This is a genomic window from Glaciihabitans tibetensis, from assembly GCF_003003265.1.
In the GTDB taxonomy this organism is placed as follows: Bacteria; Actinomycetota; Actinomycetes; order Actinomycetales; family Microbacteriaceae; genus Glaciihabitans; species Glaciihabitans tibetensis.
On sequence record NZ_PVTL01000009.1, the window covers coordinates 55,055 to 70,808 of the forward strand.

Sequence of the window (15,754 nt, forward strand, 5' to 3'; positions counted from 1 at the left end):
AGACTTGGGGGCATGGAACCAAAGGACGACACCACCGACGCCGTGCTCTCTGCGGTCGGTCCGCGGCTCAAGGCGCTGCGCCAGCGCAGGCAGACGACGCTCGCCGACGTATCTGAGCAGACCGGGATCTCGGTGAGCACGCTGTCGCGCCTCGAGTCCGGCCAGCGCCGCCCCAACCTCGAGCTGCTCCTGCCGCTCGCCCGCACCTACGGCGTTCCGCTGGACGAGCTCGTGGGCGCCCCGGCGACGGGAGACCCGCGCATCCACCTGCGCCCGATGGCCCGGCACGGGCACACGATCATTCCCCTGTCTCGTGAATCCACCGGGCTCCAGGCCTTCAAACACATCATCCCGGCGTCCAGCCCGCGCACCGAACCGAGCCCCAAGGTGCACCCCGGCTACGACTGGATCTACGTGCTGCGCGGCCAGCTGCGCCTGGTGCTCGGCGAGCACGACATCATCCTCACGGCCGGCGAGGCCGCGGATTTCAGCACCCTGACCCCGCACTGGTTCGGGCGGGTCGGGGATGGGGATGTCGAGTTCCTCAGCCTGTTCGGCCGCCAGGGTGAGCGCATCCACGTGCGGGCGAGCCCGTCCGGCGACTGAAGCATCGCACCTGAGCCGTTCCCAGCGGATCACTCCCGGCCGCGCCGCTTTCGCACCTGAGCCGTTCCCAGCCGGTGCCGAGTCCCGCGCAGGGACAATGGTCGGATGTCTTCTTCGGTTCTGACTCAGCTGGGGTCGGGAATCCGTCATCCGCGAACGCTGCTCGCGCTGAAGACCGCCCTCGCCGTGGGCCTGGCGTGGTCGGTCGCGCCGCACCTGCCCGGCAGCGCCAGCGACTACCCCTACTACGGCCCGCTCGGCGCGCTGATCAGCATGCATCCAACCCTGATGCGCTCGATCACCACGGGGCTGCGCACCCTGGCCGGCCTCGTCATCGGGATGCTGCTCGCAGCGACGGTCATCATCTTCGCCGAGCCGAACGTCGTCACGATTTCCCTGGTGGTCGGAGCGGGCGTGCTCGTGGCCGGGGCGCGCTGGCTGGGCGCGGGCAGCGACACCGTCCCGACCGCGGTGCTGTTTGTGCTGATCATCGGAGGGCCCAATGCCGATTCCTATTCGGTCGGGTATCTCGTGCAGATGACCGCCGGAATCCTGATCGGTCTCGCCGTCAACATGCTCATCTTTCCCCCGCTGACCGTCGGATCCGCGAGGGACCAGCTCGCCCGGTTTCGCGCCTCCCTCGCCGACCAGCTCGACGACATGGCGCAGGTGCTCCGCGAAAGCTGGCCGCCCGAGCACGAAGACTGGGCCACCCGCGGAACGCAGTTGGCGACGGTCGCGGACGACGTGCGCACCGCGCTCCAGGCCGCCTCCGACAGCCGGCGCATCAACCCGCGCACCCGCCTACGCCGCAACCGCCACGACCTCACCCGGGACTACGAGGATCTCGCCGCGTTCGAGCGCATCACCTTCCACGTGCGGGACATCACCGACGTGCTCGCCAATGCCGTCTGGGGTACCGAGGTGCGGATCGATCTCGATCCCGAGGTGTGCGACGTGCTCAGTGACGCGTTCACGTCGATCTCCCCGACGCTGCGCAGCTGGGACGAGCCCACCCGCTCGGCGGCGCTCGAGGAGGCCCGGTCGACGCTTGCTACCGTCGGTGCGCGGGCGCAGAGAGCAGGAGAGAAGCCGGGCAGTGGGATGAATCCCGCCAGCGTCATCGCCCTGGACCTCAGCCGCATCCTTGCTGTAGTAGACGACCGGCAACCCGAGTAGCCCCGTCAGAGTCCGAGCGCGCGGAGCTCCTCGTCCATGCGCTTCGCCATTTCTGCGTAGCCCTCGTCGTTGGGGTGCAGCCCGTCGGAAGCCATCCACTCGGGATGTCCCTCGATCCAGCGCGAAGCGCCCGCGATGTAATCGGCGTCGATGGCGGCGGCAGCGGCCGCGACCCACCCGATGATCGTTTCGACGGACTCCGGGCGCTCGTCGGTGTACCAGAACGGCTCGACCACGATGAAGCGCGCGTCCGGAAGCGCCCGCTTCAATCGGGTGAGGTCGTCCGTGATCTGTTGCTCGATCTGCTCGGACCGGCTCGCGAAGCTGAAGTTGTCGTTGAGACCCATCGTGACGAACACGATGTCGGGATCGGACGCGATGATCGCCTCGGGCAGGTCGTTGCCGTCGAAGGCGCTGCGATTGTTGACGAAGCCAAGACCGTTGACGCTCGGGTTCACCTCGCGCCAGTTGCGCTCCGCCGACACGACCGTTGACCACCGGTTGCAGAGATCACTCGCCCCGGTGCCGAGCGTGTACGAGTCGCCGTAGAACGCGACGGTCTCGCCCGTGCCCGTCGCCCCCGTGCCCGTGCCGCTTGGAGGTGCGGCCGCGTTGCCGCCCCGGGAAGTGTTCACCGCGATCGCTATGACCACTCCCACAATCACGATGAGGACCACCACCCCAGACACCATGGCGACCTGTTTCACGCTCATCCCGTTCCGCTCTTTCGCGCGTTTACCGTGCCCCATCTGCCACTCTCCGAATCGTCGTCGGAACGTGTTCGGTGCGTAACGCTGAATCGACTGCGTTCTCACTAAGATTGACACGTCGCGCTGAGCACACCTCAGCTGCACACAGCAATTGCACCAGGGGGGCGCGCGGGATGATTCGACCGAGGTTTCGGCACGCGCACGCTCACGCCGCTACTGGAGCAGCGCTGCCGCTGGCTCGCCCCGCAGCGCTCGCAATCGCGCTGGCACTTGCTGCCGCGGCATCCCTCACTCTGATGTCGATTGCCAGCCCGGCTTCAGCCGCGTCCCTATCGTCGATCACCGTCAGCGGTGTACCGGTGCAGTCCGCCGCTCGCAGCTCGCTACCGACGCTCGACCCGCTTACCGATCCGATTGCGAATGTGATTTCGCCTCCGGCGGATCCTGAGCCAACCGATCCCTCACCGGTCCCGGTCCCGGAATCCTCAGACAGCCCGCAGCCCGGCCCCGCCGAACCGCCGGCAGAAACCGCTCCGGTCGAGGAGCCCGCGCCCGCGGCATCCGCCGTGCCCGCGCCAGCTGTGCCTGCGCCAGCCGTGCCTGCGGCCCCGGCTCCCCCGGTGGTGCGCGCTCCCGTGCGCAGCAGCCCGGCCGCGACACCCGTTCCCTCCGAGACGCCGACACCAACCCCGACGCCCTTGCCCACGCCCACGGCGACCCCCACCTTTCGCCCCAATGTCGCGCAGTTCATCAGTGACGACCAGAGCTCACTGAACTCGCCCATCTCGGCCGCGTACGTGAGCGGAGATGCCCCGCGTACCGATCCGCTCGCGTTGATCACCCTGATCGGCGCGGGCACCCTGCTGCTGGGGCTCGGTGGCTGGCTCCTCTACCGCCGCCTGTTTCTCCCTCCGGTGCCCACCGCCAAAAACCTCTAGCTTTCTCGTCTAGCTTTCTCCCGCCGCGCGTTTGCGGGTATCAGCATCGATCGGCGAGGGGGCCGAGTGTCTGACCCCCGCGCGCGACCCAGGCGTACAGTGAAGGGACCGTCGAATACATATTCGATATTCGCTCACAAAGGAGTCAGCATGGGTTCATCATTCGCACGCCCGCGAGTACACCGCAGAGGCCGGGTGATCGCCGCGGTCACGATAGTGCCGGTACTCGCCGGCCTCGCCATCGCCGGTCCCGCCAGCGGAGCCCTTGCCGGGCATCCCGACACCAAGGCACCCGAGCAACCGGTCCTAAGCACCCGATCCGCCGCTCTTCTCAGCGTGGACGGCCTGCAATTTCGCGACCTCGACGGCAGCGGCGACCTCACGCCCTACGAAGACTGGCGCCTGAGCTCTGACGAGCGCGCCGCAGACCTGCTCGGCCGCCTCGACTTGGCCCAGAAGGCCGGCCTGCTGATGCACGCGAGCCTCACCGGACAGGGCACCTACAACCGGGAGGCGTTCACGCCCCTCCTCGCGGACCGCCACATCACCACGTATATCTCGCGACTCGGCGTCGACGCCGTCACCCTCGCGAACGAACACAACTCGCTACAGGAACTCGCCGAGGCGCAACCGCTCGGCATCCCGCTGCTCATCAGCACCGACCCTCGCTCCGGCTTCACCGTGACCGAGGGACAGACCGTCTCGAACGGCGACTTCACTCCGTTCCCCGACGCCATCGGTCTGGGGGCGACGGGAGACCCCGCCCTGACCTTGGCGATGGCCGAGATCATCCGCCAGGAGTATGCCGCCGTGGGTATCCGCGAGGCGCTGTCTCCCCAGGCGGACATCGCGACGGAACCGCGGTGGACCCGCATCAACGGAACGTTCGGCTCGGTCGGCGAAGATGTGAAGCCACACGTGGGTGCCTACATCGAGGGGCTGCAGGGCGGCACCGACGGCCTCACCAGCGACAGCGTTGCAACGGTCGTGAAGCACTGGGTCGGCTACGGCGCACAGGAGAACGGCTACGACAGCCACTACTACTACGGTCGGTATGCGACCTTCCCCGGGGGCAACTTCGCCGAACATGTGCTGCCGTATGAAGCAGCGTTCGACGCCAATACCGCGGGGGTCATGCCGACGTACTCCATCCTCAAGGACCTCGAGCTGGACGGGAGCGTCATCGAGCAGGTCGGCGCGAACCACAACGAGTACCTGCTGCAAGATCTGCTGCGCGGACAATACGCCTTCGACGGAGTGATCACCTCTGACTGGGGCATCGCGAACGACTGCCCGCAGGTGTGCCTCGACAACCGCCCGCCGGCATCCTTTGTTGGCCCCTGGGGCGCGGGCATGCCCTGGGGTGTTGAAGACCTGACGCTTCCCGAGCGGTACGCCAGCGCGATCAACGCGGGCGTGGATGTCATCGGGGGCAGCAGCGCGCCGCAGTACATCGAAGAGGCGGTTGCGGCGGGATACCTCGCCGAGTCGCGGGTCGACGAGGCCGCGGGTCGGGTGCTGGAGCAGAAGTTCGCCCTCGGCCTGTTCGAGAACCCGTACGTCGATGCTGCCGCAGCGGATGCGCTGGTGGGCAACGACGAGTTCCGCGCTGTGGGTCTTGCCACGCAGGAGCAATCCCTGACCCTGCTGGAGAACGGCCTGCTGGAGACCGGCGCAGCCACGCTGCCCGTTTCTCCCGCCGACGCTCAGAACGTCTGGCTGTACGGCGTGACGAACGAGGCGGCCGTTGCGGCCGGATACACCCCGGTGCTCGAACTGGCCGAGGCTGACCTCGCCATCGTGAGGTTGACGGACCCGCGCGGAGGCGACGACCTCACGGGGCTCGAATTCTCCGCGGAGAACGAGGACTTCGCTGCCCTCGTGGCTTCCCGTGAGGCCGGAGTCACCACGGTCGCGGTTCCGGACCTCGCACGCCCGCTGGTGCTCGGCAACGTGCTGGAGAACGCGGACGCGGTGCTCGCTTCCTATGGCGTCTCCGACGAAGCGCTGCTCAACGTCATCAGCGGCGAGGCCGCTCCGAGCGGAACGCTGCCGTTCGAACTGCCGTCGAGCACTGCCGAGGTGGAGGCGCAGTACGAGGACGTGGCGAACGACACCGCCAACCCGCTGTTCGAGTACGGCTTCGGGCTCGGGTACACGACTGACCCCGGTAACGGCGGCGGCCACGGTGGTTGGCACGGTGGCGGCCACGGAGACGGGAACGGCGATGGTGACGGGAACAGCCACGGCGGCTGGGACAAGGGTCACGGTCACGACAAGGGACACGGAGGACATGGGCGCGGCCACAACGACCGGTAGCCGACATCCGCTCACGCATCTGACGGCAACGCCGTAGAGATACCGCACCACGAACCAGAAGGGCCGCCCAGACGAATCTCGGGGCGGCCCTTCTGCGCGTGCGTTGCGGTTCTTACAGCGCAGCTACCAGCTTCGCGGCGACCAGCTCGGCGATCTGCACGGCGTTCAGCGCCGCGCCCTTGCGCAAGTTGTCGTTGCTGATGAAGAGGGCGAGCCCGCGGCCTCCGGGAACACCCTCGTCCTGGCGGATGCGGCCGACGTAGCTGGGGTCCTGGCCGGCGGCTTCGAGCGGGGTGGGCACATCGGTGAGAACAACGCCGGGGGCGTCCGCCAGCAGTTCCTTGGCGCGCTCGACCGACAGGGGGGACGCGAACTCGGCGTTGATCGCGAGAGAGTGACCGGTGAATACGGGCACGCGGACGCAGATTCCGCTGACCAACAGGTTGGGGAGTTCGAGGATCTTGCGGCTCTCGTTGCGGAGCTTCTTCTCCTCGTCGGTCTCGAACAGCCCGTCGTCGACGAACGACCCGGCCTGCGGGATCACGTTGTAGGCGATGGTCTTCGGGAACTTGTCGGGGGCGGGAAACTCGATCGCCGAGCCATCCAGCACCAGTTCCATCGGGTCCTGCGTACCCGCGGCGCGGGTCTGCTCCAGCAGCTCCCGCCCGCCGGCGAGGCCCGCACCCGAGGTGGCCTGGTAGGTACTCACGATGAGGCGCTCGAGGCCGGCCTCAGCATGCAGCACCTTCAGCACGGGCATGGCGGCCATGGTGGTGCAGTTCGGGTTCGCGATGATGCCCTTGACGGCCTGCTCGATCGCGTGCGGATTGACTTCGCTGACGACGAGCGGCACCTCGGGGTCCATCCGGAACCCGGACGAGTTGTCGATCACGAGCACGCCCGCCGCGGCGAAGCGCGGGGCCTGGGCCTTCGACGTCGTTGCTCCGGCCGAGAAGATCGCGATGTCCAGCCCGGTGGGATCGGCGGTCGCGGCATCCTCAACCACAATGTCCTCGCCCTTGAACGGCAGGGTCGTGCCGGCGCTGCGGGCGGAGGCGAAGTAGCGAATTTCGGCTACCGGAAAGTCGCGCTCCTCGAGGAGGCGACGCACAACAGCGCCCACCTGGCCGGTGGCGCCAACGACGCCGATACGTACGCCTGAAAGGGAAGTCATCGTGATCTGCCTCAATACGGGTTAGCTAGAAGATGGAAATGCCTAGGTTAGCGCCCGGTGCCGCCGTGCACGACGGCCGGGGTGTCACCGTCGAGGTCGAACGCACTGTGCACCACGCGCACCGCGTCGTTAATGGTGTCGGCGCGGGTCACCACGGAGATGCGAATCTCACTGGTCGAGATCATCTCGATGTTGATTCCCGACTCGAACAGGGCCGTGAACAGCTTCGCGGAGACGCCGGCGTTCGTGCGCATCCCGGCGCCGACGAGCGACAGCTTGCCGATCTGGTCGTCGTACTGCAGCATCTCGAAGCCGACGGACTCCCGCTGCGCCTCCAGGGCGGCGATCGTGGCCGAACCCTCGGTCTTCGGCAGCGTGAAGGAGATGTCCGTACGGCCGGTGGCCGCCGCGGAGACGTTCTGCACGATCATGTCGATGTTCGCGTTGGAGCTGGCGACGATGGTGAAAATCTGAGCCGCCTTGCCCGGGATGTCGGGGACTCCAGCGACGGTGATCTTCGCTTGACTCAGATCGGCTGCCACTCCGGCGATCAGGGGCTCTTCCACGCTGTTTTCTCCGTCTACTGGGTTAACGACCAGGGTTCCCTCGTTGTTATTGAACGAGGATCGCACATGCAGGGTGACACCGTGGCGACGGGCGTATTCGACGGCGCGGATGTACAGCACCTTCGCGCCCGCGGCGGCGAGTTCGAGCATCTCTTCGCTGGTGATGCGATCGATCTTGCGCGCAGACGGCACCTGGCGCGGGTCCGAGGTGAAGATGCCGTCGACGTCGGTGTATATCTCGCAGACGTCGGCTTTGAGAGCTGCGGCGAGCGCGACGGCGGTGGTGTCTGAGCCGCCCCGGCCGAGGGTGGTGATGTCGCCGGTGACACGGTTGAACCCCTGGAAACCGGCGACGATCGCGACGGCGCCCTCGTCGAGCGCCTCCCGAACACGACCGGGCGTGACATCCACAATCCGCGCGCTGCCGTGCTGAGCGTCGGTGATCATGCCGGCCTGGCTGCCGGTGTAGCTGCGCGCGTCGACGCCGAGGCTCTTGATGGACATGGCCAGGAGCGCCATAGCAATACGTTCGCCCGCGGTGAGCAGCATGTCGAGTTCACGGCCGGACGGCAGCGGCACAACCTCGTGGGCGAGGTCCATCAGTTCGTCGGTGGTGTCACCCATGGCGGACACCACAACAACGACTTCGTTGCCGGCCTTGCGGGTCTGAACGATCCGCTTGGCCACCCGCTTGATGCTCTCGGCATCCGCGACGGAAGATCCACCGTACTTCTGTACGATCAAGCTCACTCGGTACTCCTGGGATCTCAGCGGAACGAACGCCAGCACTGGCTTCCGAGAGACGATCTTAGTCCTCGTGATGCGGCAGAACCTCCGGTCGGGTGGGTCGACGTCGGCGTCGCAAAAAAAGTTGCCGACGGACCAATCCGGTCTTGCGCTGGCTTCGAACCACAGTTGTCGTCGATGCAAGCGACGTTTGTTGAGGAGTCGGCAAACGTGAACGGCCAGCCCCTCTCGCTCCCCGCCTGGGCTGGAGCTTGTCGCCGACACCTCGTGGAACCGACCCCCGTCTGGTTCCGCGACCGAGTCCCCGCGCGGAATGCCCCCCAAAAGCCCCGCGCGGGGACTTCCTCTGCCTAACGCGCTCCGTACGACCGTCGATTCGCTGACCGGACAACGAGCGGCCTCCCCCGATCCCCGACCGGCCAGTTGCCGAGCTGCCGCGATTACCGGGAGGTCCGGCGCTCTGCTGCGGCGTGCCGACGAGGATGACCCCCATCAACGGCGATGATGCCGATCGCGAGCAGCACCCCGACTACCGCGCCAACGGTATTCATGAGCCAGTCGTCGGTGTCGCAGGCGCGACCGAGGGCCGGCAGGAGGGCCTGGAGCAACTCGATGCCCGCCGACAGTCCCGACACCGCCGCGAGCACCGCCAGTGGGCGACGGAGCCAGAGCGCCCCGAACAGGGACAGCGGCACCATCATGGCGACGTTGGCCAGAGTATCGATCCCTCGGGACGGCACGGAAAACTGAACCGTACAGAAGCCCGAGTCGCCGCCGTCGGACGGCGACACGGTCAGCGCGATGATGCCCAAGAGCCCTATCGCAGCCAATACGGAGAGGATCCGCGATTTCCCGGATCGGTGGAGTAACCAGCCGATCGTGGCGCTCGCGGCAACTGCAACCCAGAACAGAACGCGCACTAACGAAGCGTTCTCGACCAGAAGGGTGCTGATCACGGGCGCCTGCTTTCTTGACGGATCCCCGCGACGTGAGGGGCACTCAGAAGGTTAGGGGCATTCAGCGAGTGGGGGGCAATCGTGCCTCGGGTGATCCGCGGTCCGCACGCCACTAGGGACGCGGTGCCGGCGAGGCGGCGTCACGGAACATCACCATGCCTGCGTGGTAGAGCACGTCCTTACGGAACTCGCCGTCAGCCGAGAAGCCGGTGTCGTCGTGGTAGTAGATCATCGTTCCTTCGATTCTGTAATCGCCGGTGTACGCCGCTTCGCGGCTGCCCCGCGCCTCGGTGTAGCGCCCCCCGGGCAAGAGACGTTGACGAATCACGCCATCGGCAGTGACCCAGAGTCCGACGAAGTCATGACCCACCGGCAATCGGTCGCTCACAGGCCCGCCACCCGACGGATGATGGCGTCGCGTGAGCGAAGGACTTCGTCGCGCAGAGCGTCAAGGTCCTCACCGACTAGCACTCCTGCCCATTTGCGTGGATTTCCCGCGACGAGCACAGTTTCGATATTGCGCGCGTCGGCACCCAGAACGAGTGTTCCGATGGCGTCGTTGAGCGGCATGTTGTTGATGCCGTCGGCCCGAACGACGAGGATGTCTGCATCCTTACCGGGGGTGAGCGAGCCGGTGACATCGCCGAGGGCATTGGCTTTGGCGCCCTGGAGGGTGGCGAAGTCGAGCACGTCGCGGGTGCTGATGCGGTTCGGCGTCTCGGTCGTGCCGTAGGCGCTATTTGTGGCCCGCATCCGCTGGATCGCGTGGAGGGTCCGCATCTGCGTGAACATGTCGCTTGCAAGCGCTACTTCCACGTCAATGCTCAGGCCTGGCCGAATGCCGACGGCGAGAGCCTCATCGATGGAAGGAATCGCCGTCTCGAGCCCAATCTGGGCGTCGGATGTCGGGGCGAGAGAGACCGTCACACCAGCCTCGCCCATGACCTTCCAGGCGTCAGGGGTGAGGCCCGTGGAGTGGATCAGAGTGAGAGTCGGATCGAGGATTCCCTGGCGTGCCCACCGCAGAATGGCCTCGGACGACGACAGGCCGAAGACGGCGTCGATGCTGGTCCAGACGTCGAGATCGCGGGCAAGGGCGGCGAGTTCGGGGCCGTAGGCGATGGCCGGGCCGGCAATCTCGTCGGTAGAAAGGGCGGCGAGTCTGAGCGTTACGAGTCCGTTGTTCGCGCCGTGAAACGAACCCCGGAGTCGTTCCATGTCTGCCGGCCACTGGTGGTCCCAGTCCCCGAAGTGGGGACCCATCGAGGCATGGACTCCGCGTATACCGGTGTCGATGAGGGCGTTGATGGCAGCATCCGAGTGCGCCGAAGTACGGGAGTTATGGGAGAAGTCGAGCATTGTGGTGATCCCCGAGTCGAGGGCCGTGAGCGCCGCGAGGCGGGTGCCGACGTGCATGTCGTGCGGTGTGTACAGCGGCGCGATGCCTGCGAGCGTGGACATGACGTACTCGCCGAGGTCCGTGACATCGGGGATGCTCCGACGTAGCTGGGTCTCCCACGCGTGGCGGTGGCTGTCGACGAAACCGGGGCTGACGATCGAGCCCCGTGTGTCCACAACGAGCGCTGAGGCAATTACCGCTGCGAGTTCTGGGTCGGAACGCAGGTCGGCGCCGACGGCGACGATGCGGGTTCCGGCAATCAGGACGTCGCCGGCGTCACGGTCGGGCACCTGAGGGTCCATGGTGACGACGGCCCCACCGGTCAGAAGGATCGGCCGACCGGCCGTGTGCGCAGAGGTGAACTCCGCGAGCGAGGGCGGTTGAGGGGAGGACATTATTCGACTTCTTTCGTAGCGTGGCGGAGGCGTTCTCATGAAGATCGACGCGGATGTCGGGATCGACTGAGCAACACGGCCAAGCCTGTCCGCTACTTGAGTTGTGGGACAGGCTGCTGTGTGCCGGGGTGCGGTGCGGCCTGCCTGAACGGGGTCCGAGCAACTACGGTCGACCTATGAGTCCCACCGATCTCGGCATTTTCCTCAAGGCCCGTCGCGGCCACGTCGGGCCAGACGACGTCGGGCTGACCTCCCAGCCGGGGCGCAGAGTCTCTGGGCTGCGGCGCGAAGAGGTGGCGATGCTTGCCGGTGTAAGCGTCGACTACTACACGCGATTAGAACAGGGTCGGGAGAAAAACCCATCGCCCGCTGTCCTGAACGCCCTCTCCCGGGCACTAAACCTCGATGCGGACCTTCGCGAGCATGTTTTCCGTCTGGCGGGCCTCGCACCTTCGCCGTTCCAGCCGCTGCAGAAATCCGTCAGCCCATCCCTGAAGGATCTTCTCGCGTCGTGGTCACATACCCCGGCCCTAATCATCAATCGGCAGCTCGACATCCTCGCCAAGAATGAACTTGCGGAAGCCCTCTACGCCGATTTCTCGACCGTCGACAACATTGTGCGCATGACCTTTATCGACCCAGCAGGTCGCGGCTTCTTCGCGGACTGGACTCGGGCGGCAGAGACATGTGTAGCCAACCTCCGACTCGCGCTCGGACATCCAAGCAGCCACGAGGCGGTCCTCGCGCTAGTGGCGGAGACGCACGCAGCTAGCGCGGAATTCCGAGCGCTCTGGGCCCGGCACGACGTGCGCGGTAAAACGCACGAGGCGAAGGCGTTCCATCATCGGGAGGTCGGTGACCTGCTTCTGAGTTACAACGCGTTCGACGTGAGGAGTTCGCCCGGCCAGCAGCTTGTTGTCTACCAAGCCGCGGCGGGAACGGCCAGCGCGGACAAGCTCCAGTTGCTCGGCACCCTCGTCGCAACGGCGCGATCTCGGCGCGCTGACACAGACACCGTCCACTGAATACGGCTGCAGCGCTGTTCGTTTATCAGCACTGAAAAAGTCCTCTCAGTGCTGGACGAGCCGGCGGCCTTCGAAGGCGCGTCCGAGGGTGACCTCGTCGGCGTACTCCAGATCGCCACCGACAGGAAGTCCCGACGCCAGACGGGTTACGCGCAGGTTCGGCTGCACCAGCAATCGGGTCAGGTACGTTGCGGTCGCCTCACCCTCGAGGTTTGGGTCAGTCGCGATAATGACCTCCGTCACCACGCCATCGGCGAGGCGTTGCACGAGGCTGCGAATGCGCAGGTCATCTGGCCCCACGCCATCAATGGGACTGATGGCGCCGCCCAGCACGTGGTACAGGCCACGGAACTCGCGGGTGCGCTCGATAGCGACGACATCTTTCGCCTCTTCCACCACACAGATCGTGGCGGGCGAACGGCGTGGGTCGCGGCAGATACTGCAGGTCGCTTCTTCCGCGACGTTTCCGCAGATCTCGCAGAAGCGCACCTTCTCGCGAATCTCCAACAACACTTCGGCCAGACGGGTCACGTCGTAGGTTTCGGTCTGCAGGATGTGGAACGCGATGCGCTGGGCGGATTTCGGTCCAATACCGGGAAGCCGTCCGAGCTCGTCGATCAGTTCCTGGATGATGCCTTCGTACACGGCTTAGTCGTTTCTCGGCATAGGGATGACTCGGGGAGCCACCGGTTCTTCTTCAATAAAACTGGCACTGAGGATCTCGCGCACCACGGATTCTCCGTAGCGCTGCTTCTCCCCCGGAGCCAGGCTCGGCGGCGGGGTGCCCTTGCCGAATGGTCGGGTAGGGGGCGCGGTCGGGTCGATCACCAGACTCGGCTTCGCCGCCTGGACCGCCTTTGCTGCCTCGACGTTCTGCTGCGGCGTCGGAGTGGCGCCGCCGGGGATTGACGCGACAGCCCATCCGCCGGGTTCATACTCGGACTGCAGGTCGGGCTCGATCGGCTCGACGTAGTCGTCGGGCGGCGGGGCAAACGAGTCGGGGATGTCGCTGAGCTTGCGCTCACGCTGCCCGGCCGTCGACTGCGGCGAACGCCCCTGCTGCGACGCACCGGTTTGCGAGCGCGAGGCCTGCGGGCCGTTGGGCTGCGCACGGCTCGTCTGGGGCGAAGCTGACGGACGCCCCTGCGGCGGCGCGGTCCGGGTCGGCGCAGCCTGAGTTGGCGGAGCGGTCCGGGTCGGCGCAGCCGGAGATGGCGGCGCCGTCCGGATCGGCGCATTCTGGGTTGGCGGTGCGGTGCGAGCCTGGTCCGCTGTCGGCTGGGATCGCTGGGTCGCCTGCGACGTCTGTTGAGTTGCCTGCGATCGCTGACTGCCCTGGGGCGGCTGAGCCGACTGCTGCGGCTGAGTCGATTGCTGCGGCCGAGTCGCCTCAGGCGAACGAGGCTGTGATTGCGGCTGAGCGGAACCCGCCGAACTCTGCTGAACCGGGCGGGCGGGAGCGGGTGGCGTCGTCGTCGCGGACGCGGCAGCGGCAGCCGCCTGTGACGGGCCTCCGGTGCGGGCGGGCGGTGCGGTGTTAGCCATCGTCGGCTCCACGCGGGCGATGAACTTCACCCGGATGCCGAGCACATCGAGGATCGCCCTGCGAAGGTATTCGCTCACGCTCTCACCGTTCGACGGCGGCTGGCGGAAGTTCGCGACGTCGTTCTCACCCGGGAAGGTCAGCGTGAGCACGTCCCCCGCGAGCGCCCTGGCCTGCGACGAGAACACCACGATCCACGCGCTGCGCTTTTCCTTCTCGACCAGCTCCAGAATCTCGGGCCAGGCGTCGCGCACCTGTTGGAGGGTGACGGGAATCACCGTCGAAGGAGCCGGGGTGGGGGATGCCGCGGCCGCCACGACCTCGGGAACCGCGGTAGCCCGTGCCGTGTCGTTGACGATGCCGGCAACAGAACGCGTGTCGGCGGGCGCCGCGGGAGCGTCGTCCGCTGCGGGAGTGTCGCCCCCGGCTTGCGATGCCGCCTCGCTGGTCGGCGGGACAGCGGTCGCGTCGGCTGCCGGAGGCGCCTGAGCCGCCGGAGGCGCCTGAGCGGCCTGAGTCGCCGGAGGTGCCTGAGTCGCGGACGCTGCGGGCGCACCCGACCCAGGAACGGCGATTGCGGGCCAGGACGTCGTCGCCGGAATGGGAGCGGCCGATCCCGGCTCGACGCCCGAAGGTGCCGAGGCTGCGGAGACTGGCGCGGTCTCGCCCTGACCTCGAACCGGTTCCCTCCGGCGTCCGACCGTGGACGATGCGTCGGGTCGGGCGGCCGCCGGCGCACCCGAGGACAGCGACGGTTCTGGCCGACGTGCAGCCCGATCAGCCATGGGCGCGGCCGAGCCACCCAGGCGCGGAGGAGCGCCGGTTCGCCCGGTACCAGCACCACTCGTACCAACTCCACCCGTACCAGCACCGCCAGAGGCGCCAACTCCCGAAGCGCCAACTCCCGCGCCACCAACACCCGAATCACCATCGCCAGCAGCGGTCGTGTCGACCCCAATGCGACGCTCGAGGCGTTCCAGCCGGGCGAGGGCTCCGCGTTCGGTCTCGTCGCTCGCGGGCACCAGCACGCGGGCGACCATGAGCTCGAGGTGCAGCCGCGGAGAGGTCGCGCCGGTCATCTCGGTCAGAGCCGCGTTGACCACGTCGGCCGCACGCGAGAGCTCCGCCGACCCAAACTTGTGGGATTGCTGCGCCATGCGCTCGAGCTCGTCCTGCGGGATTCCGCGCAGCACCGCGGAGGCACCCTCACCGGTCGCCGAAACGATGATGAGGTCGCGCAGTCGCTCGAGAAGGTCTTCGACAAATCGACGCGGGTCTTGGCCGGTCTGGATGATGCGGTCGACCGCACTGAACGCGGCTGCGGCGTCGCGGGCACCGACGGCGTCGACAACTTCGTCGAGCAGGGCACCGTGGGTGTAGCCGAGGAGCGCTACCGCCCGTTCGTACTCAATGTTGGTGCCCTCGGATCCCGCCATCAGCTGGTCGAGCAGCGACAGCGTGTCACGCACCGACCCACCACCGGCTCGCACCACGAGCGGCAGCACTCCGGGGGCAACGGTGATGCTTTCTTCCTCGCAGAGGTGCTGAACATACTCGAGCATCTGCGCCGGTGGCACGAGCCGGAACGGGTAGTGGTGGGTGCGCGAGCGAATAGTGCCGATGACCTTCTCAGGCTCGGTCGTCGCGAAGATGAACTTGACGTGCTCCGGCGGCTCTTCGACGATCTTCAGCAGCGCGTTGAAGCCGGTCGTGGTGACCATGTGCGCTTCGTCGAGGATGAAGATCTTGTAGCGATCGCGCGCCGGGGCGAAAATGGCCCGCTCACGCAGGTCGCGGGCGTCGTCGACACCACCGTGGCTGGCGGCGTCGATCTCGACGACATCCATCGAGCCGCCCCCGTCACGCGACAGCTCAACGCAGCTGGGGCACACTCCGCACGGGGTATCGGTCGGCCCCTCCACACAGTTCAAACAGCGGGCGAGAATACGAGCGGATGTCGTCTTGCCGCAGCCACGCGGACCACTAAAGAGGTATGCGTGGTTCACCCGGTCGGTGCGCAAAGCCGTGCGCAGCGGATCGGTCACCTGAGACTGTCCGATCAGTTCGGAAAAAGTCTCCGGGCGATACCGGCGATACAGGGCTGTAACCACCTAGACAGGATAGCCGCGACCACCGACTGTCGGCTGCGTCACTCCCCAGTGGTGGCCGGCCAGCCAGCCGCGCCCGCTACGGGGAG

Annotated in this window: 13 protein-coding genes; 5 read left to right on the plus strand and 8 right to left on the minus strand. The window is 66.9% G+C overall.

The window, feature by feature from the left end:
- The first annotated feature begins 12 nt into the window (after window positions 1-12).
- Both B0I08_RS15275 and B0I08_RS15280 read left to right on the plus strand, forming a co-directional pair.
- Window positions 13-606, plus strand: coding sequence for a helix-turn-helix domain-containing protein (locus B0I08_RS15275; protein WP_106214386.1), 594 nt, complete (start codon window positions 13-15; stop codon window positions 604-606).
- A gap of 105 nt (window positions 607-711) precedes the next feature.
- Window positions 712-1,785 carry an FUSC family protein gene (locus B0I08_RS15280; protein WP_106214388.1) on the plus strand — a complete coding sequence of 358 codons (1,074 nt, stop codon included), beginning with the start codon at window positions 712-714 and terminating at the stop codon, window positions 1,783-1,785.
- 5 nt (window positions 1,786-1,790) lie between these two features.
- Here the strand turns inward: B0I08_RS15280 and B0I08_RS15285 are convergent, their stop codons facing one another.
- On the minus strand, window positions 1,791-2,498 hold the full coding sequence (locus B0I08_RS15285) for an SGNH/GDSL hydrolase family protein (protein ID WP_245884846.1): 708 nt from the start codon (window positions 2,496-2,498) through the stop codon (window positions 1,791-1,793).
- A gap of 170 nt (window positions 2,499-2,668) precedes the next feature.
- On the opposite strand from B0I08_RS15285, the gene B0I08_RS15290 reads away from it, so the two are divergent.
- Window positions 2,669-3,433, plus strand: a complete 765-nt coding sequence (locus B0I08_RS15290) for a hypothetical protein (RefSeq protein WP_106214389.1) — start codon at window positions 2,669-2,671, stop codon at window positions 3,431-3,433.
- A 150-nt stretch (window positions 3,434-3,583) separates the two neighbouring features.
- Window positions 3,584-5,752 (plus strand): glycoside hydrolase family 3 protein, encoded by a 2,169-nt coding sequence (locus B0I08_RS15295; RefSeq protein ID WP_106214391.1) that lies wholly within the window; start codon window positions 3,584-3,586, stop codon window positions 5,750-5,752.
- Window positions 5,753-5,864: 112 nt separating this feature from the next.
- Here B0I08_RS15295 and B0I08_RS15300 read toward each other — a convergent pair whose 3' ends face one another.
- From B0I08_RS15300 to B0I08_RS15320, 5 genes are all read right to left on the minus strand, one after another.
- Window positions 5,865-6,926, minus strand: coding sequence for an aspartate-semialdehyde dehydrogenase (locus tag B0I08_RS15300; protein ID WP_106214393.1), 1,062 nt, complete (start codon window positions 6,924-6,926; stop codon window positions 5,865-5,867).
- Window positions 6,927-6,973: 47 nt separating this feature from the next.
- A complete protein-coding gene (locus tag B0I08_RS15305) occupies window positions 6,974-8,242 on the minus strand; it encodes an aspartate kinase (RefSeq protein ID WP_106214561.1) in 1,269 nt (422 codons plus the stop codon).
- 437 nt (window positions 8,243-8,679) lie between these two features.
- Window positions 8,680-9,195, minus strand: coding sequence for a VanZ family protein (locus B0I08_RS15310; RefSeq protein WP_106214395.1), 516 nt, complete (start codon window positions 9,193-9,195; stop codon window positions 8,680-8,682).
- A 112-nt stretch (window positions 9,196-9,307) separates the two neighbouring features.
- Window positions 9,308-9,583 (minus strand): Atu4866 domain-containing protein, encoded by a 276-nt coding sequence (locus B0I08_RS15315; RefSeq protein ID WP_106214397.1) that lies wholly within the window; start codon window positions 9,581-9,583, stop codon window positions 9,308-9,310.
- Window positions 9,580-10,989: an amidohydrolase family protein gene (locus tag B0I08_RS15320; RefSeq protein WP_106214399.1), complete on the minus strand. Its 1,410-nt coding sequence runs from the start codon at window positions 10,987-10,989 to the stop codon at window positions 9,580-9,582. Before B0I08_RS15320 ends, B0I08_RS15315 begins: the two co-directional genes overlap by 4 nt.
- A gap of 176 nt (window positions 10,990-11,165) precedes the next feature.
- Here B0I08_RS15320 and B0I08_RS15325 point away from each other — a divergent pair, with 176 nt between their 5' ends.
- Entirely contained in the window at window positions 11,166-12,014 is an 849-nt protein-coding gene (locus B0I08_RS15325) for a helix-turn-helix domain-containing protein (protein WP_106214401.1), read from the plus strand.
- 45 nt (window positions 12,015-12,059) lie between these two features.
- On the opposite strand, the gene recR is transcribed toward B0I08_RS15325, so the two are convergent.
- Both recR and B0I08_RS15335 read right to left on the minus strand, forming a co-directional pair.
- A complete protein-coding gene (recR, locus tag B0I08_RS15330) occupies window positions 12,060-12,659 on the minus strand; it encodes a recombination mediator RecR (protein WP_106214403.1) in 600 nt (199 codons plus the stop codon).
- A gap of 3 nt (window positions 12,660-12,662) precedes the next feature.
- Window positions 12,663-15,668, minus strand: a complete 3,006-nt coding sequence (locus B0I08_RS15335) for a DNA polymerase III subunit gamma and tau (protein WP_106214405.1) — start codon at window positions 15,666-15,668, stop codon at window positions 12,663-12,665.
- Window positions 15,669-15,754: the final 86 nt, after the last annotated feature.